We start from the raw sequence: 20365 nt of genomic DNA, 5'->3' as shown, positions 1-20365 counted from the left end.
GAGCCGCCCGGTCGAAGGCCGGGAAGCAGAATTTAACGACTGGTACCAACACACCCACTTGAAGCAGGTGGTAGCAATCCCCGGCTTTGTTTCTGCCCAGCGCTTTAAAATGGCCAGCAATATGCGCGGCAGTGACGCCTGGCCCTATGCAGCCATCTACGACATCGAAACCGATGATATCGAAGCGGCCCGCCGGGAAATGGAAAGCCGCGCGGTGGATGAACGCATCGCACGCTGCGCCGCGTTTGACTACGACACTGTCTACGCCTCCATCTACGAAGCCGTTGGCGAGACGGTAACAGCGGAATAAAGATCAAATCCACCACCGCGATTGATGGCGACATGGGGGACGTGGAAAGTTACTTTTTCACGGCTACCATTCAGTTCCCAACGAATCGGATAAGCGCTCCGACGTTGTTGCCGGAGGCCACTATCTGGACGTAGTTGAAAAACGTGACGATGCATTGCAGATACTAAAACGGTTTGTAGCCACAGACTGCTATCGTGCTGCAACTGCGCCCGATGCGTAGCAACCCTTTGGCAATCTGAAAACAGTCCGAGGCGACCAAAAGCCGATGGATAAAAGTTACGCCTTTTTTTCGTTGTTATAACGCAACGTTGTTGGCAAGCATCTCCGACTACACCTTCAGGTCAACTGCGAGCTGCAATCACCTCGCTGATCGCCAGATGCCGTTTGGCCTCTTCATAATGCAGTACTTCCACCAGCTTGCCATCCACCACCGCTACTGCCTTTTTCTCTGCCTTTGCCGCCTCCCAGGCATCGATAATGCGTCGCGCTCTATCGACAACATCCGCTGATGGGGCAAACGCCTGATTTGCAGCGTCAATCTGGCTTGGGTGAATCAGTGTTTTGCCGTCAAAACCCAGCTTGACTCCCTGCTCGCAGGCCTCGGCATAACCCGCATCATCTTTTATGTCCAGATATACGCCATCAAGGATATCCAACCCATGGGCACGCGCAGCCAATACACAGAGCTGCAGGGAGGTCTGCAGGCCGAGTCGGTCCGGTGTATGAGGCACTCGCAATTCCTTAGCCAGATCGGACGTGCCCAACACCACCACTTCATTGCGGGTGTTAGCTCCGCATATCTCATCGATATTAAGCACCCCGCGCGGTGTTTCCGCCATCAGCCAGAGCTTTAGCGTTGAGCCCTCCTGCTTGAGCAGCTGAACCACAGCATTAACCTCGCTGGCGGAATCCACCTTGGGAAGACACAATGCGGCAATAGGGGCATTGGCGAAAGCAACGATATCATCTCGTCCCCAGGCGGTATCAAAACCGTTAACCCGCACCACCAGCTCGCGGTCGCCGTACCCTCCTGCATTGACGGCAGCCAATACCTGCTCACGTGCAAACGTTTTCTGGTCTGGGCTAACCGCATCTTCAAGATCCAAGATCAGGCAATCTGCCGGCAAAGCACGTGCTTTCTCCAAAGCTCTGGCGTTAGAGCCGGGCATATACAGCACGGAGCGACGTGGTCGAATAGTCATCGGCAATCCATTTTATTCGTAGAATGTAAAAGCAAAAAAACGATGTTAACACAGCTCAGGCGGCAGGTTTGGGCCGGAGCATCACCAAAAACCAGGCGGTGGATAATCCCGCCGCGCCAAACAGCATAGTCATCACCACAATCTGATAACGGGCGGCTATCAGCGGCGATACGCCCGACAATATCTGTCCGGTCATCATTCCCGGCAGTGACACCAGCCCCACCGCCAACAGCGAGTTCACCACCGGTATCATAGCCGCCTTGAAGGCCCTGCGACGCGCTGATTCGTAATCGTGTTGATCATTGCGCTCCGACAGATAGCGCTCCGCAGCAAGGCTGACCGCATTCATGGTATTGGCAAATATCATTCCCGCCAGAGGAATCACATACTGCGGTGCGTACCAGGGGTCTACCGCCACAACCAGCTGAGTAACCAGTGCCAGTACGGCCAACCCGACTACGCCGATGGCCAGCGCCGCTTTTCCCAGCCAGCCAGTGCGCTGCTCCCCTACCGAGTTGAGGGAAATCCAGGCTGCCGCTACCAGCATCACAGTCAGCACAGCCAACACCACGCCAGGATGCTCAGTTTCAAATATAAAGGTCAGTGCGTAGCCTATTAGGAGAAGCTGTAACAGCATGCGACCTACCGCGTAGGATGCATTGCCAGCACCGACTGTCCAGTAATAGAACACGGCCAAAGCCAGCACTGCCGGAATAAAGGCAATTGCCAATTGGAGATTACTGATCTCGTAGAGGTTCACACCGGGCTCCCTTGATTCGAAATATCAAGGATATACGAAGTTTGTATCGCGAGGGATGATTCGCCGGCAGGACGACATAAATAGCCTGCATGGCTTGGCCAGTAAGAAAGGGCATAAATCGTCGAAGGGAAATCGAGTGTCTCCCCGATCACGATGTGGTGGTATACACCTGCGTGCGTACATTGACCTCACCCTACCTCTCTCAAAGAGTGCAGGAGGAAGGATAGATGACGGGATGGGATATCTTAACGACAGCCTATGCAACTGAGTTTACGCAGCACAAAAAAAGCCCCGCACTAGGCGGGGCTTTCGGAAGCATCGTTGCTCAGGCCGCTTACATCATGCCGCCCATGCCGCCCATGCCACCCATGCCGCCCATATCAGGCATTGCCGGGGCAGGGTTGTCTTCCGGAGAGTCAGCTACCATACATTCGGTAGTGATCATGAGACCTGCGATGGAGCCAGCCGCCTGCAGAGCAGTACGGGTTACTTTAGCCGGGTCAAGAATACCCATTTCCATCATGTCGCCGTATTCGCCAGTGCCAGCGTTGTAACCGAAGTTACCCTCGCCATTGCGAACCTTGTCGAGTACCACAGAGGCTTCTTCACCTGCGTTGGCAACGATCTGGCGGATAGGACCTTCCATGGCGCGCAGCAGAGCAGCGATGCCGGCATTCTGGTCTTCGTTGTCGCCAGTCAGGCCAGTGATTTTGGAAACCGCACGCACCAGTGCAACACCACCACCAGGTACCACGCCTTCTTCTACCGCTGCGCGAGTTGCGTGCAGGGCATCTTCAACGCGGGCTTTCTTCTCTTTCATTTCCACTTCAGTGGCTGCGCCAACCTTGATAACAGCAACACCGCCAGCCAGTTTGGCTACGCGCTCTTGCAGCTTCTCACGGTCGTAGTCAGAAGACGTGTTTTCAATCTGAACACGTACTTCACCAACACGCGCTTCGATGGCTTTGGCATCGCCAGCACCGTCAACAATAGTGGTGTTCTCTTTGTCCATGGCTACGCGCTTGGCAGTACCCAGGTGATCCAGTGTGGTGCTTTCCAGATCCATACCGATCTCTTCAGAGATCACAGTACCGCCAGTCAGAACCGCGATATCTTCCAGCATAGCCTTACGACGGTCGCCGAAGCCTGGAGCCTTACAGGCAGCTACTTTCACGATGCCGCGCATGTTGTTCACAACCAAAGTCGCCAGAGCTTCGCCTTCAACGTCTTCAGCGATGATCACCAGCGGACGGCTGGCTTTGGCAACTTGCTCCAGCAGCGGCAGCATTTCGCGGATGTTGGAGATTTTTTTGTCAACCAGCAGGATGAAGGGGTTATCCAGCTCGGCAGACATGTTGTCCGTGTTGGTTACGAAGTAGGGAGACAGGTAACCGCGGTCAAACTGCATACCTTCAACCACGTCCAGCTCGTTGTGCAGGCTTTGGCCTTCCTCAACGGTGATAACGCCTTCCTTGCCCACTTTTTCCATGGCTTCAGCAATGATGCTACCCACTTGCTCGTCGCTGTTGGCAGAGATGGTGCCAACCTGAGCTATCGCCTTGTTGTCGGCGCAAGGGATAGACATTTTCTTCACTTCTTCAACCGCTGCAGCAACAGCTTTGTCGATGTCGCGCTTGAGGTCCATCGGGTTCATGCCTGCGGCAACAGACTTCAGACCTTCGTTCAGGATGGACTGAGCCAGAACCGTTGCGGTGGTAGTACCGTCACCGGCTTCGTCAGAGGCTTTGGAAGCGACTTCCTTTACCATCTGCGCGCCCATGTTTTCCAGCTTGTCTTTCAGCTCGATTTCTTTGGCAACGGAAACACCGTCTTTAGTCACGGTAGGCGCACCGAAAGACTTGTCCAGTACCACGTTGCGGCCTTTAGGGCCCAGAGTTACTTTTACCGCGTCGGCCAGGGTGTTTACGCCTTTCAGCATTTTCTGGCGGGCGCTATCTCCGAATTTGACGTCTTTTGCAGCCATTTTCTTAATCCTTTTACGTTACGTTAGTTCGGTTTGAGGCTTACTCAGCCACGCTCACTCAACGATGCCGAAAATCTCGGACTCGTTCAGGATGATCAGCTCTTCGCCGTCGACTTTCACGGTGCTGCCAGAGTACTGACCGAAGATCACCTGGTCGCCCGCTTTCACGCCAACAGGACGCAGTTCGCCGTTTTCCAGCAGCTTGCCTTCGCCTACCGCGACTACTTCGCCCTGGTTAGGCTTTTCTTTCGCGGAGCCCGGCAGCACGATACCGCCAGCCGAAGTCTCTTCTTCTTCCTTGCGACGAACGACAACGCGATCGTATAACGGACGAATTTTCATTTGCCAAATCTCCCTTTAAATCAAGGTATTACTGTTAAATTTAGGTTGTGTTCGGCGACGCCTGCGTTTGGCCTGCGGCGGCGCCGATTTAGCACTCCCCCATCGAGAGTGCTAATAATAGGTTGCAAGCCCCCCGAGTCAAGAGTTAAAAATTGGAACGGGAGCTACCTGCGCTTAGGTAAATGGGGGCGGATTGGGGGCTTTCAAGGGCCTGATTGAATTTTTTTTAGTTTCTTTTATCTGGGCGGCTTATTCTTCGCGCTTGTAATCGCCATCAATCGTGACGTGGCCATCCCGATCGACCTGGGTTCGCGGCTCACGAGACTCCCCAGCACCCGATGGACCCTCCCCGAAGGCGGCCCCACCGGTCTGAAATCCGGCACTGGCACGCACCAGACCAGACTGGAGCATACGGTTGATAATGTGGCGACGGATCGGCCTCAGCAGACAGCAAAAGCCCACCGCATCGGTGAAAAAGCCTGGGGTGAGCAGCAGTGCGCCGCCCACCGCAAGAAACAGGCCTTCAAGAATCTCTGTGGCAGGCACTTCACCGGCGTTGAGCCGTGATTGAGCCCGAGTAAGGGTACTAACCCCCTGCTGGCGCAACAAGTTAAGCCCAATGAACGCCGTTAGCGCCACCAATGCAATGGTGGGCAAAGCGCCAATACGGCTGCCAACTTCGATCAGCAGCCACATTTCCAGAATGGGAACAGTAATAAATATCAGAAACAGAAATCGCATGGACGAACATCAAGAGAATCGAATCGCCACCTTGCCAAGGCCGGTCGCCAATAGCAAGACCGGCCGGGAAAATCCCCTTAACCGGCGGCTATCACATTGAGGATTGGCCGATGAATATCGGCTTTCAGACCAGCAAGGGCTCTCCGATCCTTGCCGCGCATCGGCTGGGCCAGCTCTTCGGCGCGCGCCAGCAACTGATCGCTGGTGGTGGCCGCATCGACCACTCCGGCCTGCTTCGCCTCTTCTCCGCCGAATCGCTTGCCGGTCAATAGAGCATCGCGCAACAACCGCCCCTGTAACTTACCTGTGACCAGCGCATTCATACCTGATTCCAGCGTCATGCCAAGATCAATCTCCGGCAAACACATAAAGCCCTTGTCTGCCCGCATTACGCTGTAGTCGCTGGCGATGGCAATCATAAACCCCAGCCCAAACGCATGTCCGTTAATGGCAGACACAACTGGCACCGGAAATTGCAGCAGGCGCGCAATCATGTGCATGCACGCTTTGACGAAAGCAATTGCCTCTTCCGGTTCGGCGCTGCCCAGATAGTCGAGATCCAGCCCCTGGGAAAAATTTTTATCGCGCCCAGTAATCAGCAGTAACGTCACCGACTCGTCGTCGATCGTGCGATCAAGCGCCGCGTTAAACGCGGCCAGACTCTCGGGGTTAAACTTACCCTCCTCTGCAAGCGTTAGCAGAGCAGTGCTATTGCTGATATCCAGAGTTAACGCCATCGTTGCTCCTTGCGGTCGTGTTGTCAGAGATTTTCCAAAACGGCAAAGCCCTGTTCGCAGCTGGACAGGTAACCATCGCCAAACAGGTTGTAATGATTCAATGCATGGTAGAGATTGTATATCACTCGCTTGCGAGGATACTCCTGACTAAGCGGCAAAGCCTGATCGTAAGCCCGATAAAAAGCTTTCGGAAAACCGCCAAACATCTCGGTCATGGCGACATCCACCTCCCGATCAGCAAAGTAAACCGCCGGATCGATCAGCCACACCCGCTGCGTGTCACACAGCATATTGCCCGACCATAGGTCGCCGTGGACCAGACTGGCCTGCCTGCACTGAGCATTCAGATACTCGACCAGTACGGCACGCACAGCAGCCAGACGTGCATTATAAGCACCGCGAACCGCATCAGCTCGGATCATCTTAACCTGGGCCAGCAATCGCTGCTCCACAAAGAAACTCCCCCAGTCTTCGTACCGCTCATTACACTGAGGGTTTAGGCCAATGTAGTTATTCTCTGAAAAGCCAAAATAGGGCTGAGGCACACGGTGCATCGCCGCCAAGCCCTCAGCCAGCGCGATCGCAAGCTCACTGCTACAGTTCACCGTGGGCCGAATCTCTGTGAGCTGCAACTGCCGCTCATCCGCACTCACTACCTCGGGCACAGATACTTTCTCTTCTGGCAGAAACCGCCGCAGCCACTCAAGCCCCCGCGCCTCCACCAGCAATGCGTCCCGGTATGGCGTTGTATTAAATTTGGTATGAATCATTGGACTCAGTGTCAGTTCGCAACTTACAGCAGCTTCAGCAGATCCAGCACATTCAACACAATAGCAGAGTGCCTGTCGAAATCCGCGCAATAAAGGCGTAGTCTTTTGTCATTTCAACACTGCCGCGGGGACACGCCCATGATTTACGATTCCATTCTCGACACTATCGGTCATACCCCGGTCGTCAAACTGAACCGCATCGCCCCCGATCACGTGACGATGTATGTGAAGTGTGAGTTTTTCAACCCACTGGCCTCCGTCAAAGACCGACTCGCCATCGGCATTATCGAAGATGCCGAAAAGCGCGGCGTTCTAAAGCCCGGACAGACAGTGGTCGAAGCCACCTCCGGTAACACCGGCATTGCACTGGCCATGGTGTGCGCCGCCAAGGGCTACCCCTTTGTAGCCACTATGGTGGAAACCTTTTCCGTTGAGCGCCGCAAAATCATGAAGGCACTGGGCGCAAAGGTGATTCTGACCCCCAAAGAAAAGCGCGGCACCGGCATGGTAGAGCTGGCCAAGAAACTGGCTGAAGACAACGGCTGGTTCTGGGCCAGCCAATTTGAGAATGAAGCCAATCCGGCGTATCACCGCAACACCACCGGACCGGAAATTTTGCGCGACTTTGCAGGCAAACGGCTGGACTACTGGGTTACCGGCTGGGGTACAGGCGGCACCATGACCGGCGCCGGACAAATGCTGAAACTGGCGCGGCCAGACCTGAAAATTATCGCCACTGAACCTGAGGGTGCGCAGCTGATGGGCGGCAAAGACTGGGCACCGCATATGATTCAGGGCTGGACACCCGATTTCCTGCCGAAGGTGCTGGATAAATCCGTCGCTGATCACATACTGCCCGTGACCGATGTGGAAGCGCGCGACACCGCGCGCAAGCTGTCGCAGCAGGAAGGGATCTTCTGCGGCATCTCTGCCGGAGGCACTGTAGCCGCTGCCCTCAAAGTAGCGCAGACCGCCGAAAAAGGTTCCGTCTTACTGGCCATGCTGCCCGACACCGGTGAGCGTTATATGTCCACCTTCCTGTTTGAAGGTATTACGGAAGAATCCGATGAAAACTGGCTTGAACAAACCACCGGCAAAAGCAGCAACGCCTATTGGTGAAACACCGCAGGAAGCGGTTTACCGGGTGGTGGCCAGCATTCCACACGGACAACTCGCCAGCTACGGCCAAGTCGCGGTGCTGGCGGGGCTCCCGAAACAAGCCCGACGCGTTGGTCGCATCCTCAGCCAGCTGCCACCCGATAGCAAACTGCCCTGGTATCGGGTGGTCAGCGCTTCGGGGAAAATCAGCTTCCCGCCAGATAGCCCCGGCTACCGGCGGCAACTGCAGTACCTACTTGCCGAAGGAAGCGCTTTACCAGATGGCCGGCTGCGCTGGCGCGATTGCCGCGTAGTAAATAGTGCTTGACGAAAATTCAACTCTGGCATAAAAAGCGCGATCTTTTTTTTTGGCTATCACCGTGTATGGCATGGGTTTCTTTCGACGTCTTTCGCACTTTGGGTTTCCCCGACACCCTTAATCTCAAAGCAGACCATCTGTTCCGCCACAAACAGGAAATCGCCGCTGCCGAATGGGTGCTTTTTCCACCGTACTGGCAATTGAACTCGTTACTGTACGGCCTGAACACCAGAGTCTTTCCCAGTGAAGCTAGCTACCGCTTGGGACACAATAAGGTGGAAATGACCCGCGCCTTTGAACTGGTGGCGCCGGCACACACACCGCATACCTTGATTGCTGCCAACACACCTGAGAACGCGCAGCGACTGTGGGCAGAAATGCATCTGCCCTTTGTCGCCAAACAGCCAAAGGCTGCGATGGGAGAAGGCGTCTGGCTGATTGAAAATGCCGCCGACTGGCGTGCCTATCTCGGTAAAACAGATACCCTGTACGCCCAAGAATACCTGCCCATCGACCGGGATATCCGGGTTGTGATTGTGGGAGAGAGCGTAGTGGCCGCCTACTGGCGCAAGCAGGCGCCGCGAGGTTTCTATAACAATCTTGCCAAGGGCGGCAAGCCGGACTACAGCCCGGTACCCGAACAGGCTATCGAACTGGCGCTGCATCTGGCACGGTCGCTCAATATAAACCACGCGGGTTTCGATATTGCGATGGTCGGCGCACACCCATACGTACTGGAATTCAATCGCCTGTTCGGAAACCAGGGCATTCCGGGCGGAGACAAACAGCTGCGGCAAAGTATTCTCGACGTGCTGCAGCGCGGCGCCAAACCAGAGCCACGCACGCCAATCAAACCCGGACGCCTACGACAGGCCGCTTGAGTACAACCGGCTATGGAAGTGCGCCGCGCGCTTCTCGGCGCGCCAGCACCGGCACCAGTATAATAGCGGGAATGCCCACCGCCGCCGCAATCAGGAAAAAACTCGGGTAACCACCGGCATCAACTATCAAGCCGGAGAAGCCACTGAAAAATTTCCCCGGCAGGGTCATCAGCGAGCTGAACAGCGCATACTGAGTCGCGGTATACGCTCTATTGGTCAAACCAGACAAGTAAGCCACAAAAGCGGTTGCGGCAATACCGCCACTGATATTATCGGCACTGATCACCACCATCAATGCGCGAATATCCGGCCCCACGTATGCCATAACCGCAAACAGGATGTTGGTCGACGCCACCATCACCGCCCCCAGCATCAAGGGTCGATATACCCCCCAGCGCACCACCAGAACCCCGCACAAAAAAGAACCGGCGACACTCATGAAAAAGCCAAAAACTTTGGCCACCGACGCGATCTCGGATTTACTGAACCCCAAATCGAGATAAAACGGGTTAGCCATAATGCCCATCGTGATATCGCTGAGGCGAAACACAGCAATAAACAACAGGATCACAAGCGCAAAAGAGCCGTTGCGACTGAAGAAATCCGTAAACGGACTGACAATCGCGTCAGCAAACCAGACCTGAAGATCTCTGAGCCGACCGCCATGCCTGCCGAAAATCGGCGAAGGCAGCTCCCGCTCGGGCTCAGCCACCAGCAACACCGTGATCACCCCCACCCCCACCAGCGCCGCCATGCTTAGGTAGGCCAAGGTCCAGTTTGTCAGGTCGGCGATAAACAGCGCACCAGCACCAGCAACCAGCAGCGCAACCTTGTAGCCAAACACATAACTTGCCGACATGGCTCCTTGATAGTCCGTGATCACGGCTTCAATCCTGTAAGCGTCAATCGCGACATCCTGCGTGGAGGACGAAAAAGCCACCAGCAGTGCCAGCAATGCCACGGCCATCAGGTTAACCGCTGGATCAACAAAGGCCATCCCCGCCAGCCCCAGGGCGATGCCAATTTGCCCAAGAAGTATCCAGCTGCGGCGCTGCCCAAGTGACCGACCGATGCCCGGCAACACCAGACGGTCCACCACCGGGGCCCACAGCACCTTAATGGAATAGGTGATCCCTACCCAGCCAAAAAAACCAATGGCGCTGCGCGCCACACCGGCATCGGTCAGCCAGGCGGACAGCGTTGAGAACACCAGCAGAAAAGGCAAGCCCGCGCTGAAGCCAAGAAAGAACATGGCCAACACCCGCGGATGAGCGTATATCCGGGCGGCTTCCAACCAACCCACTGTGGTTTTTTGCATGATTTATTTGTAAGACGAGAGGCTAAAAGGGACATGCTATACTGCGCCGCTTCTTTTCGCGAGAACTGTACGCCCAGGAACTCATGACGCCAATTCTCGAAGTTCGCAATTTGACCAAGCACTACCGCCTTGTACAGGCAGTAAAAGGCATCTCCTTTTCCATTCCAGCAGGAATTTGCTTTGGATTGCTTGGCCCCAATGGCGCCGGAAAATCCACCACCATCGAAATGATCGAGGGCATTAAACAGCCCACCGGCGGCGAGATACTGTATAAAGGCGCGCCGCGCGGTACCGATTTCGCGCAACAGTGTGGCATTCAGTTCCAGTCCACCGCGCTGCCGGATTTCTTGCAGGTACGCGAAGTACTGGCACTGTTCCACAGCTTCTACAGCAAAACCCTGCCAATAGACGAGCTGGTGACACTGTGCGACCTGGGCGAGTTTCTCGATAACGAGGCCAACCGGCTCTCAGGTGGCCAGAAGCAGCGCTTGCTGCTGGCGTTGGCGCTCATCAATGATCCGGAGATTGTATTTCTCGACGAACCGACCACCGGCCTGGATCCGCAATCGCGAAGACGCTTCTGGTATCTGATCGACCGCATAAAAAAACAGGGTAAAACAGTTATTCTCACTACCCACTACATGGATGAAGCAGAATCGCTGTGCGACGATCTGATCATTATCGACCATGGAACCATTATTGATCAGGGTTCCCCCCAATCACTGCTGCAAAAACATTTACCGCACAGGCAGGTGAGTCTGAACACCGACGTGGCGCTGGATACCGCCGGCATCACCGGCGAGGTCAACCGAGCACCCGGAGCAATAACCATCGACACCCTGAGTGTCGAAAAAACCCTGCAGGAGCTCATGGCCTGCAATGCTGACCTCTCCAGCCTGCGAGTACACAATCCGACGCTGGAAGATCTCTTTATCAAACTCACTGGCCACGCACTGCGGGAATAAGGCATGGACAAGTTCTGGGCGCTGTTCAAAGCGCGCAATATGGAATTCTATCGGGACAAGGCGGCGCTTTCCTGGGCATTCATCTTCCCCTTGCTGATTATTGTTGGCTGCGCACTGGCTTTTTCCAACCCGGATCAGACAGTGCTGCGTCTGGGCATCGTCGGCACCGCCGACAACTACCAAGATCTGTCGCTGGCCCAACAGCCCTATGTCGAATCCACCGAGTATCAGAGTAAGCCACGGGCGCTGGAACAGATACAGCATCACCAAATTGATCTGTTGGTGGAGCGTGAGTTTGACGGCCTGCGCTACTGGGTGAATCCCGAATCATCCGCTGGACTGGCGGCACGCCAGCTATTGCTGTCCCTCGACAGCAACAAACAGCTGGCGGAAGAGCAGTTAACCGGGCAGGCCGTACGCTATGTCGACTGGGTAATGCCCGGGGTGCTCGCCATGAACATGATGTTCGCTGCGCTGTTTGGCATTGGATATGTGATCGTTCGCTACCGTCAAAACGGCGTGCTCAAGCGGTTTCAGGCAACACCGGTAAGTGCCCTGCAATTTATTGTTGCGCAGATGGCATCTCGATTGATGATTGTGGTGGTGGTCAACAGCCTGATCTTTATTGGCTGCGACTATTTTCTCAATTTACTGATGCTCGGCAGTTACAGCCTACTGTTGCTGATTGTTCTGGCAGGGTCGCTGTCGCTGCTGGCACTGGGGCTGGTGATTGCCTCGCGTACCGCCAGCGAAGAACTCGCCGGAGGTTTGCTCAACACCCTGACCTGGCCAATGATGTTTTTCTCAGAGATATGGTTCAGCCTGGAAAATGCGCCCGGGTGGATGCAAGGCTTCGCCAATCTGATGCCGCTGACTCACGTTGTGAAAGCGGCGCGGGCTGTCATGATTGAGGGTGCAGGCTTGGCCGCGATAGCGCACCACCTCGCCGCCCTGTTGATTACAACGGCGCTATGCTTATTACTGGCCGCCCGCCTGTTTCGATGGCAGCGCGAGTAATCGCGCCGCCATCTTGTCAAAGCGACTTTTTAACGCCCCTTCCAGTTGGGCGCCCGCTTCTCAGCAAATGCGGTAGCGCCCTCAATCGCATCTTCGCTGGTAAAGATAACGTCTACCTGCTTCTGCTGATTGCCAAACATTTCATCCAGCGACCAGTCTTGCGACGCAAGAATCACTTCTTTCGATTTGATCACCGCCAACGGACCGTTGGCCGCAATGGCTTGGGCCAACGCTTTGGCGCCCTCAAGTGCCGTTCCAGGCTCCACTACTCGGTTGATGAGCCCTAACTCGTAGGCCCTTTCAGCGTCGATAAAGTCACCGGTCAACGCCAGCTCCATGGCGATACGCGGTGGAATTTGGCGCGGCAGTCGCATCAAACCGCCGGCTGCAGCCACTAAACCGCGCTTGGCTTCCGGAATGCCGAAACGGGCATTGCTGGCAGTCACAACCAGGTCGCAGGACAGCATGATTTCAAAACCACCAGCCAGCGCGAATCCCTCAACAGCCGCGATTAATGGTTTCTTGGGTAACGATTCCACCAGACCGGCAAAGCCCTTACCTTCGATAAACGGCATTTCGCCACTGACAAAGGCTTTGAGATCCATACCAGAACAGAAAGTACCTTCGGCACCCGTCAGAATTGCGACTTGAATACTGTCATTGCCGTCCAGCTCATCCATGGCTGCCGCCACGCCTTTGGCCACCTCCAGATTGATCGCATTTTTTGCCTTGGGGCGATTGATCGTAATGGTCATTACGCCATCGGCAATTTCCGTCATTACAGCGTCACTCATTATCTTCTCCAGCTTATTGATCTGATTATCGAGCAGACAATAATGTACACTCAGCCCCCAAGCCGCAAGCCCCCGCTAGGAAACTTGCGCAGTGCGCAACCGGTCTGCAACAGACCACCACAAAACAATAGAGAACTCGAGGAGCGATTGTGCCACTACTGATTTTTCGCGATGCCAATGGCAATCAATTCGATGTGGAGGCCGAGATTGGCGATACGGTAATGCAGGCAGCGATGAACGCCGGCATCGATGGCATACTGGCCGAATGTGGCGGCATGTGCAGTTGCGCTACTTGCCATGTATACATTGAAGACGCGCGCTTTAACGAGGTGCCTCAGGCAAGCCCAACTGAACGGGAAATGCTTGATGCGGCAAGCGAGCCGCAGGAAACCAGTCGGTTGAGCTGCCAGATCACCGTGACCGCAGAGATGGAAGGCATGGTGTTTACCACGCCAGCGTCACAGTACTGATATAGTCGCCCCCATGTTGCTCCGAGCATGGCTCAGTCCAAACATGGAGGGCACACCTGATTACTTAATCCCGGAAATTGTTGAACTGCAGCGGCTGTTCAAGGTCTTCACTTCGTAACAATGCCATGACCTGCTGCAGGTCATCACGCTTTTTCCCGGTAATCCGCACCTGATCTCCCTGAATCTGGGCTTGCACCTTCAGTTTGGAATCTTTTACCAGCTTAACAATTTTCCTTGCGAGCGGCTGTTCCAGGCCATTTTTCATAGTTACCGCGACTTTCACCTGTTTACCGGCAGTCTGCTGCTCGCCGACGTCCATGGCCAACGGATCAATCTCACATTTGATCAGAGCAGCGCGGAGCATGTCTTCCATCTGTGACAGCTGAAAATCGGCTTCAGCAATCATGGTGACACCCAGTGCCTCGCGCTGAAAGGCAGCGTCGACACCTTTAAAGTCGAATCGGTTATCAACAATTCGCTGCGCCTGATCTACCGCATTGGTAAACTGGTGCAAATCCACTTCGGATACGATATCAAAGGACGGCATGTTTTATTCCCACAAATCTTGGCGAGTGCGCATGGTAGCACCTGTCGCGCGCCCGGAAAATTCCCGCATCCATGTCTGATCCATGGCTAATACTCGGCGCCGGCAGCATCGGTGCGTTGTGGGGAATCCGGCTGCATCAGGCGGGTAAAACACCGACGCTGCTACTGCGACCCGAGGCGCTTGGCCGCTACGAAGGTCTCACCCTGAGCGGCGAAGGTAAATTTTGTCTGCCCGCCGTCAGTGCCGAAACCATCGTTCATCCGATCTCGCGCCTGCTGGTTTGTTGCAAATCTCACCAGACGTTATCAGCGCTCAGTGACATTGCTCCCCACCTTGCCCCCAATGCTACCGTGGTCGTGGTGCAAAACGGTATGGGTGTAGCCGAACAGCTTCAAAAACAATACCCTCAGTGGCAACTATTCAGCGGCACCACTACCAATGGCGCCCATCGCAGCGCCCCGTTTACCATCACCCCCGCCGGTCGCGGTGACACACTGATCGGATCACTGACGGGCAACTTTCGGCAAGCAGAGACTCTTGCCGAAAGCCTGAGTTGCCCGGGCTTTCCGGTCAACGCTTGCAGCGACATTACCGAAGCCTTGTGGCAGAAACTCGCCATCAACTGCGCCATTAACCCGCTCACTGTGCGCTACCGTTGCCGCAACGGTGAGCTACTTTCAAACCCGGCTGCCTACCGCGATCTGCAACAGGTGTGCGAGGAGGTTTTTCAACTCAGTGTCGCACTGGGGCGCAAATCGTGGGTTGAAAACCTGCTCGATACCGTAACCGAGGTTGCCTGCAAAACGGCTGCGAACCGATCGTCCATGTTGCAGGACGTTGAAGCGGGTCGCGCCACGGAGATCGAGGCGATTACCGGCTATGTGTGCGGTATCGCGGCCGACGCTGGTATCGACATTCCCGTCAATCAAACCCTCTACCAGGACATTCGCCAGCTCCACCCCGCAACTCGCTAAAATTGACACCCGCCCTGGCAGCCAGTAGAGTGCGCGCACCTGCCTAGGGTGCCCACTGGCCTGATTGCAAATCAGTGCTGGCGTGGGTTAAACGGGAAGTCTGGTGACAGTTCAGCAAGAACTCAGTCCAGCGCTGCCCCCGCAACGGTAATCAAAGTCTTTTTGTGAAAGTCATTTGAGAGCCCGGAACCGGCCCTTGCAGATACATCGATGACGCGGAGGGCTTCATCGGGTCATATACCTGTATATCACCCCACCCCTCCCTCATTGCGTTAACTACAATGCTTTGGGGAAATCCATGAAAAAGCTGACTCTGGCCACACTGGCACTGGCATGCGCTACCGCCCAAGCCAACCCTATTGAAACAACGATCGTCACCGCAACCCGCACCCAACAGACCATCGATACCACACTGGCACCGGTCACCGTGATTGACCGCGAAGAAATCGAGCGCAGCCAGGCTCGCGATGTGCTGGAGCTGCTGAGCACCACGACCTCCGTCACCATTACCCGCAACGGCGGCGCCGGCGCAGCCAGTAGTGTACTTGTCCGCGGCAATGCCTCAAGCCACACCCTGGTCCTGATCGACGGACAGCGCGTAGGCAGCGCCACACTGGGCACAACCAACCTGTCGATGCTTGAGCCCGAGCAAATCGAGCGTATTGAAATCGTACGCGGCCCGCGCTCCAGCCTGTATGGCAGCGATGCCATCGGCGGTGTTATCCAGATCTTTACCCGCAAAGGCAGCCTGAACGGCGGTATTTCGCCGCTAGTCAAAGCAGGTTATGGCAACAAAAACACCAGCAAAGCTGTGGTGGGCTTGTCGGCTGGCGACGATGCTGCCTACGCCAATCTGATGGTGACGCACTTTGATACTCAGGGCATCGATAACTTGGAAAGTGATGCTGGCCTTAACGGTGATGACGATGCCTATCGCACCAGCGGGCTCAGCCTGCGCAGCGGCGCCAAAGTCGGCATTGCGGACCTTGGATTGAGCTATCAACGCACCGAATCTGAAAATGAATACGACAGCGCGTTTTCACCCAACGCCCTGCTCTATAGTCATTCCGTTATCGAAAGCGTAAGCGCTGAAGCCAATCTTCAATTGCTCGAGAACTGGGTAAGCACCCTGCGCCTTGGCAAATCCAAAGATGACAGCCTCAACCTGAATGACCTGAACCCCGCCACGCGCACAAGTTTCACTACGCGTCGCGACAGCGCCCTGTGGCAGAACGACCTTCACTTAGGCGATCACATCGTCTCTGTGGGCGGCGAGTACTATGATGAATTCGTCGACAGCACCACCAACTACACAGAAGATGAACGCATCAACAAAGCCGGCTTTGCCCAATTGCAAAGTGACTTTGGCGCGCATGACCTTGCGGTAGGCGCACGCCACGAAGACAACGAGCAGTTCGGCGCCTTCAAAACCTGGACCGCAAGCTACGGCGTTGACCTGTCTGAAAGCACCCGCCTGATTCTGTCCAAGGGAACCGGCTTCAAGGCACCCACATTTAACCAGCTCTACTTCCCCGGCTTCGGCAACCCCAATTTCGTACCGGAAGAGTCTGAAAACACAGAAGTTGAAGTACGCTATCACCGGGACAGCTATGGCCTATCTCTAGCAGCCTTTGAAAACGATGTGGAAAACCTGATCCAGTATAACCCAGCGACGTTTACCACAGACCAGATCAGTAAAGCGGAAATTCGCGGCGCTGAACTGACCTCTTTCGTTCGCGTTAACGAATGGTTGCTCAATGCCAACCTCACAGTACTGCGCCCACTCGATAAAGCCACTGACAATGATATTCGCCGCCGTGCGCGTCGTTCTGCCACCATCAGCGCAGACCGCCAGTTGGAACGTTACAGCTACGGTATTCAGGTTCGTGCGCAAGGACGCAGCTATGAAGATGCGGCCAACAATCAGGATCTTTCCGGTTTTGCACTGGTGGATCTGCGCGGCAGCTATCAGTTCACTTCCAGCGTTTGGGTACAACTGAGCCTTAAAAACCTGTTCGACCGCAATTATGAAACCGCACGCGGTTTTAATAACGAAGGTCTGACTTCCATGCTGACTCTCGTTTACGAGCCCAAGTAGGCAACGTATCCTTGCCGATAAAGGACACAGGACAACAGAAGCCATGAGCACAGACCGCAACGAACGCCATAAGAAAGCCATGCAGCGCCGCAAAGCGCTGGTAGATGAAAAAGTGGCACAGGCTCAGGAAGAGCGCGGCGTGCTGATTGTGCTCACGGGCAACGGCAAGGGTAAATCAAGTTCCGGCTTTGGTACCGTAATCCGCTGTTTGGGTCACGGCTACAAGGCCGGTATCGTGCAATTCATTAAAGGTACCTGGGATTGCGGCGAGCGGGATTTTATTCTCGAGCGATGCCCCGAGGTGCCCTTTCACATCATGGGCACTGGTTTTACCTGGGAAACTCAGGATCGCGAGCGGGATATTGAAGCAGCGTTACAAGCCTGGGAGAAAGCTGAAAAATTATTGACCGACGAAAGCCTTCATCTGGTATTGCTGGATGAACTGACCTATGTACTCAAGTACGGCTGGGTAGAGCAGGAACGTATCTTCACGGCATTACGTAATCGACCTCTCGAACAATCCGTCATCATCACTGGACGCGCCGCGTCCAAAGCCTTGTGCGATCTGGCAGACACGGTGTCCAATATCGATGTTGAAAAGCACGCTTTTCATGCTGGCATCAAGGCTCGCAAAGGGATCGAATGGTAAGACTGACGCCAGCATTAGTTACAACCTTCGTTGCTGCTCTGATAACTGCTGCTGCCGCGCATGCCAATCCAAAACGCTGCGTGGTGGACGATATTGAGCATACTGTGTGCCTGTCGCAACCGGCCCAACGAATCATCGCGCTTTCACCCGGCGCCACTGAACTACTGTTTGCCGCTGGAGCCGGCAACCAGGTTGTCGCCGCTGTTACGTATTCCGACCACCCGGAAGCGGCCAAGGCTCTTCCGCGGATCGGCAGCTACAACCGCTTTGATATGGAAGCCATCCTCGCAGCGCGACCAGACCTGATTATTGCCTGGAAAGAGGGCAACCCCCGAGAGCAGGTGCTGCAATTACGCGAACTCGGCATCCCGGTGTATCACGGCGACCAGCGTGATTTTAAGGACATTGCTACAACGCTTAACCGACTGGGTGTACTTGCAGGCACAGAAATGCAAGCCAACACTCGCGCCGCACATTTTCTCGAAGCGATTGAACACTATCGGCAACGCTATAGTAAGGCCGCGAAAGTACCAACCTTTTATCAGGTGTGGATCAATCCCCTGATGACCGCAAACAATCAGCATTTTATTGGCCACGCACTGGCACTGTGTGGTGGCGAAAATATTTTTGGCGAGCTGCCACGTCTGACCCCCCGCATCAGCGAAGAGGCTGTCCTGTCTGCCAATCCGGAAGTCATCATTGCCGGCGGCATGGGCGAGGATGATCCGAGCTGGCTCGAACCCTGGCGCACTTACCGCAATATGCTTGCCGTGCAGCGCAACAATCTGTTTTTTGTGCCGCCCTCTACCCTGCAACGCCCAAGCCCTCGCCTGCTCGATGGCATCGAGCAGCTGTGTGCTCACCTGGACACCGCCCGTGGCCGCCGCTGAAGTACTGCGCCGTCGAGGTTTGCCGCTGATGCTGCTGGCCAGCGCCACACTGGGCTGTATTGCAGTGAGTGTTGCAGTGGGCAGTGTTTCGCTGAGCCTTGCTGACGTATGGGCCGTACTTACCGGCAAAGGCGAACCTCTACACCGCACCCTGATTCTGGATTTACGCCTACCCCGTGCGCTGGCGGCATTCGCAACCGGTGGGCTGCTTGCCGTAGCCGGTGCGTTGATGCAAGTGCTGCTGCGCAATCCACTGGCCGACCCCTACGTGCTTGGCCTGTCCGGTGGTGCCGCCGTTGCCGCCTTGCTCAGCATGTTGGCCGATTACCCTCCAGTTGTTGTCTCCATTGCAGCATTTATGGGCGCCTTGGGCTCTGCGGTACTGGTTTTTGGTCTGTCCCACGGTCGCGGCAGCTGGACCACCACCCGGCTACTGTTAACCGGTGTCGTTATCTCTTCCGGCTGGGGTGCGGTCATTACTTTCATGTTGGCAATTGGCCCCACCGAGCGCCTGCCGGGTATGCTCTACTGGCTGATGGGCGATCTGGCCTATGCCCGTAGCCCCTGGCCAGCCCTTATCGTACTGGGTCTGACCAGCCTGATACTCTTGCCACTGGGGCGCAGCCTGAATGTCTTATCGCGTGGACCACTGCAAGCCGCTGCGCTGGGCGTCGCTGTCAGACCGCTGGAGTGGAGTATCTATGGCAGTGCCAGTTTACTTACCGCCAGCGCTGTTACCACCGCGGGCAGCATCGGCTTTGTCGGTCTGGTAGTACCGCACATGCTGCGGCTAGTGCTGGGCAATGATCAGCGTTTAATACTTCCTGCAGCCGCGTTAGCCGGGGGCGCACTACTGGTATTGGCCGACACTGTGGCAAGAACAGCCATTGCCCCCGAACAACTCCCTGCCGGCGTTATCACTGCTCTGCTCGGCGTACCCACCTTCCTCTACTTGTTGTACCGGAGCCGCTGATGGCCACCCTCAGCGCACGACAACTGATCATTGATATACCAGATCGAGCCGACGGCAGCGCGCTTGATTTTACAGTGCAACCCGGCGAAATCTGGGGCGTACTCGGCCCCAATGGCGCCGGAAAAACCACACTGCTTCACACCCTTGCCGGGTTAAAAGCGCCGCGCCAAGGTCATGTCGAACTGGATGAGCTGTGTTTTTCGCAGTGGCGACGCAAGCAGATTGCGCAACGAGTGGCCGTGGTCTTTCAGGAGCGCCAGGACGGGTTTCCAGCCACAGTGATGGAAACAGTACTGATTGGCAGGCACCCCTATATGGCGCCGTGGGATGTGGAAACCGCTGAAGATATGGCGATTGCCCGCGATGCTCTGACCAGAACCGCGCTGAGCGCATTTGAAGATCGTCTGGTTTACACCCTGTCGGGCGGAGAGCGACAGCGTCTCGCCATTGCCACCGCCCTGTGCCAGCAGCCCGACGTATGGCTTGCTGACGAACCCGGCAATCATCTGGACCTGCATCACCAGGT

Annotated in this window: 23 protein-coding genes and 1 riboswitch; of the genes, 13 read left to right on the top strand and 10 right to left on the bottom strand. The window is 55.5% G+C overall.

What is annotated here, in order from left to right:
* On the top strand, nucleotides 1-310 hold a 310-nt coding region (locus ABYP39_RS09000; RefSeq protein WP_372782147.1), incomplete at its 5' end, for a hypothetical protein.
* Between the two features lie 341 nt (nucleotides 311-651).
* On the opposite strand, the gene ABYP39_RS08995 is transcribed toward ABYP39_RS09000, so the two are convergent.
* From ABYP39_RS08995 to ABYP39_RS08965, 7 genes are all read right to left on the bottom strand, one after another.
* Nucleotides 652-1512 carry a CoA ester lyase gene (locus tag ABYP39_RS08995; protein WP_372782145.1) on the bottom strand — a complete coding sequence of 287 codons (861 nt, stop codon included), beginning with the start codon at nucleotides 1510-1512 and terminating at the stop codon, nucleotides 652-654.
* 55 nt (nucleotides 1513-1567) lie between these two features.
* Nucleotides 1568-2272: an ABC transporter permease gene (locus ABYP39_RS08990; RefSeq protein WP_372750467.1), complete on the bottom strand. Its 705-nt coding sequence runs from the start codon at nucleotides 2270-2272 to the stop codon at nucleotides 1568-1570.
* Between the two features lie 334 nt (nucleotides 2273-2606).
* The gene (gene groL, locus ABYP39_RS08985) at nucleotides 2607-4256 is read right to left on the bottom strand and encodes a chaperonin GroEL (RefSeq protein WP_372782143.1); all 1650 of its coding nucleotides are present in this window, start codon (nucleotides 4254-4256) and stop codon (nucleotides 2607-2609) included.
* Nucleotides 4257-4310: 54 nt separating this feature from the next.
* Nucleotides 4311-4598 (bottom strand): co-chaperone GroES, encoded by a 288-nt coding sequence (gene groES / locus ABYP39_RS08980; protein ID WP_372759102.1) that lies wholly within the window; start codon nucleotides 4596-4598, stop codon nucleotides 4311-4313.
* 249 nt (nucleotides 4599-4847) lie between these two features.
* Nucleotides 4848-5339 carry an FxsA family protein gene (locus ABYP39_RS08975; protein WP_372748406.1) on the bottom strand — a complete coding sequence of 164 codons (492 nt, stop codon included), beginning with the start codon at nucleotides 5337-5339 and terminating at the stop codon, nucleotides 4848-4850.
* A gap of 77 nt (nucleotides 5340-5416) precedes the next feature.
* Nucleotides 5417-6076 carry an enoyl-CoA hydratase/isomerase family protein gene (locus tag ABYP39_RS08970; protein WP_372782141.1) on the bottom strand — a complete coding sequence of 220 codons (660 nt, stop codon included), beginning with the start codon at nucleotides 6074-6076 and terminating at the stop codon, nucleotides 5417-5419.
* Nucleotides 6077-6099: 23 nt separating this feature from the next.
* Entirely contained in the window at nucleotides 6100-6846 is a 747-nt protein-coding gene (locus ABYP39_RS08965; RefSeq protein ID WP_372782139.1) for a fructosamine kinase family protein, read from the bottom strand.
* A gap of 138 nt (nucleotides 6847-6984) precedes the next feature.
* Here ABYP39_RS08965 and cysK point away from each other — a divergent pair, with 138 nt between their 5' ends.
* The 3 genes from cysK to ABYP39_RS08950 are packed head-to-tail and all read left to right on the top strand — an operon-like array spanning nucleotide 6985 to nucleotide 9144.
* Entirely contained in the window at nucleotides 6985-7965 is a 981-nt protein-coding gene (cysK, locus tag ABYP39_RS08960; protein ID WP_372748409.1) for a cysteine synthase A, read from the top strand.
* Entirely contained in the window at nucleotides 7913-8272 is a 360-nt protein-coding gene (locus ABYP39_RS08955) for an MGMT family protein (protein ID WP_372748410.1), read from the top strand. The genes cysK and ABYP39_RS08955 overlap by 53 nt, the downstream gene beginning before the upstream one ends.
* 56 nt (nucleotides 8273-8328) lie before the next feature.
* Complete coding sequence (locus ABYP39_RS08950) at nucleotides 8329-9144, top strand: RimK family alpha-L-glutamate ligase (RefSeq protein WP_372759172.1); 816 nt, start codon at nucleotides 8329-8331, stop codon at nucleotides 9142-9144.
* A gap of 10 nt (nucleotides 9145-9154) precedes the next feature.
* Here the strand turns inward: ABYP39_RS08950 and ABYP39_RS08945 are convergent, their stop codons facing one another.
* Nucleotides 9155-10462: an MFS transporter gene (locus ABYP39_RS08945; RefSeq protein ID WP_372748412.1), complete on the bottom strand. Its 1308-nt coding sequence runs from the start codon at nucleotides 10460-10462 to the stop codon at nucleotides 9155-9157.
* An 83-nt stretch (nucleotides 10463-10545) separates the two neighbouring features.
* Between ABYP39_RS08945 and ABYP39_RS08940 the strand changes: the two genes are divergently transcribed.
* On the top strand, nucleotides 10546-11427 hold the full coding sequence (locus ABYP39_RS08940; RefSeq protein ID WP_372748413.1) for an ABC transporter ATP-binding protein: 882 nt from the start codon (nucleotides 10546-10548) through the stop codon (nucleotides 11425-11427).
* A 3-nt stretch (nucleotides 11428-11430) separates the two neighbouring features.
* Entirely contained in the window at nucleotides 11431-12444 is a 1014-nt protein-coding gene (locus ABYP39_RS08935; RefSeq protein WP_372782137.1) for an ABC transporter permease, read from the top strand.
* A gap of 29 nt (nucleotides 12445-12473) precedes the next feature.
* Here the strand turns inward: ABYP39_RS08935 and ABYP39_RS08930 are convergent, their stop codons facing one another.
* Nucleotides 12474-13238 carry a crotonase/enoyl-CoA hydratase family protein gene (locus ABYP39_RS08930; RefSeq protein WP_372748415.1) on the bottom strand — a complete coding sequence of 255 codons (765 nt, stop codon included), beginning with the start codon at nucleotides 13236-13238 and terminating at the stop codon, nucleotides 12474-12476.
* A gap of 149 nt (nucleotides 13239-13387) precedes the next feature.
* Between ABYP39_RS08930 and ABYP39_RS08925 the strand changes: the two genes are divergently transcribed.
* The gene (locus ABYP39_RS08925) at nucleotides 13388-13708 is read left to right on the top strand and encodes a 2Fe-2S iron-sulfur cluster-binding protein (RefSeq protein ID WP_372748416.1); all 321 of its coding nucleotides are present in this window, start codon (nucleotides 13388-13390) and stop codon (nucleotides 13706-13708) included.
* 64 nt (nucleotides 13709-13772) lie between these two features.
* Here ABYP39_RS08925 and ABYP39_RS08920 read toward each other — a convergent pair whose 3' ends face one another.
* On the bottom strand, nucleotides 13773-14255 hold the full coding sequence (locus ABYP39_RS08920) for a YajQ family cyclic di-GMP-binding protein (RefSeq protein WP_372748417.1): 483 nt from the start codon (nucleotides 14253-14255) through the stop codon (nucleotides 13773-13775).
* Between the two features lie 71 nt (nucleotides 14256-14326).
* Here ABYP39_RS08920 and ABYP39_RS08915 point away from each other — a divergent pair, with 71 nt between their 5' ends.
* The 6 genes from ABYP39_RS08915 to ABYP39_RS08890 form a co-directional block, all read left to right on the top strand.
* Complete coding sequence (locus tag ABYP39_RS08915; RefSeq protein ID WP_372782135.1) at nucleotides 14327-15229, top strand: ketopantoate reductase family protein; 903 nt, start codon at nucleotides 14327-14329, stop codon at nucleotides 15227-15229.
* A 29-nt stretch (nucleotides 15230-15258) separates the two neighbouring features.
* Nucleotides 15259-15442: riboswitch (cobalamin riboswitch) on the top strand.
* 85 nt (nucleotides 15443-15527) lie between these two features.
* Nucleotides 15528-17327, top strand: a complete 1800-nt coding sequence (locus tag ABYP39_RS08910) for a TonB-dependent receptor domain-containing protein (RefSeq protein ID WP_372782133.1) — start codon at nucleotides 15528-15530, stop codon at nucleotides 17325-17327.
* 43 nt (nucleotides 17328-17370) lie between these two features.
* A complete protein-coding gene (gene cobO / locus ABYP39_RS08905; protein WP_372782131.1) occupies nucleotides 17371-17976 on the top strand; it encodes a cob(I)yrinic acid a,c-diamide adenosyltransferase in 606 nt (201 codons plus the stop codon).
* A complete protein-coding gene (locus ABYP39_RS08900) occupies nucleotides 17970-18866 on the top strand; it encodes a cobalamin-binding protein (protein ID WP_372782129.1) in 897 nt (298 codons plus the stop codon). The genes cobO and ABYP39_RS08900 overlap by 7 nt, the downstream gene beginning before the upstream one ends.
* Before the next feature lie 28 nt (nucleotides 18867-18894).
* A complete protein-coding gene (locus tag ABYP39_RS08895; RefSeq protein WP_372759637.1) occupies nucleotides 18895-19839 on the top strand; it encodes a FecCD family ABC transporter permease in 945 nt (314 codons plus the stop codon).
* Nucleotides 19839-20365, top strand: a 527-nt coding sequence (locus tag ABYP39_RS08890) for an ABC transporter ATP-binding protein (protein WP_372782127.1), incomplete at its 3' end; no start/stop codon positions are given. The genes ABYP39_RS08895 and ABYP39_RS08890, both read left to right, overlap by 1 nt.

Origin of the sequence: Litorivivens sp., from assembly GCF_041625495.1 — a bacterium.
GTDB lineage: Bacteria > Pseudomonadota > Gammaproteobacteria > Pseudomonadales > Spongiibacteraceae > Litorivivens.
The sequence above is the reverse complement of the archived record's forward strand: the minus strand, read 5'-3'. Positions and strand labels throughout refer to the sequence as shown.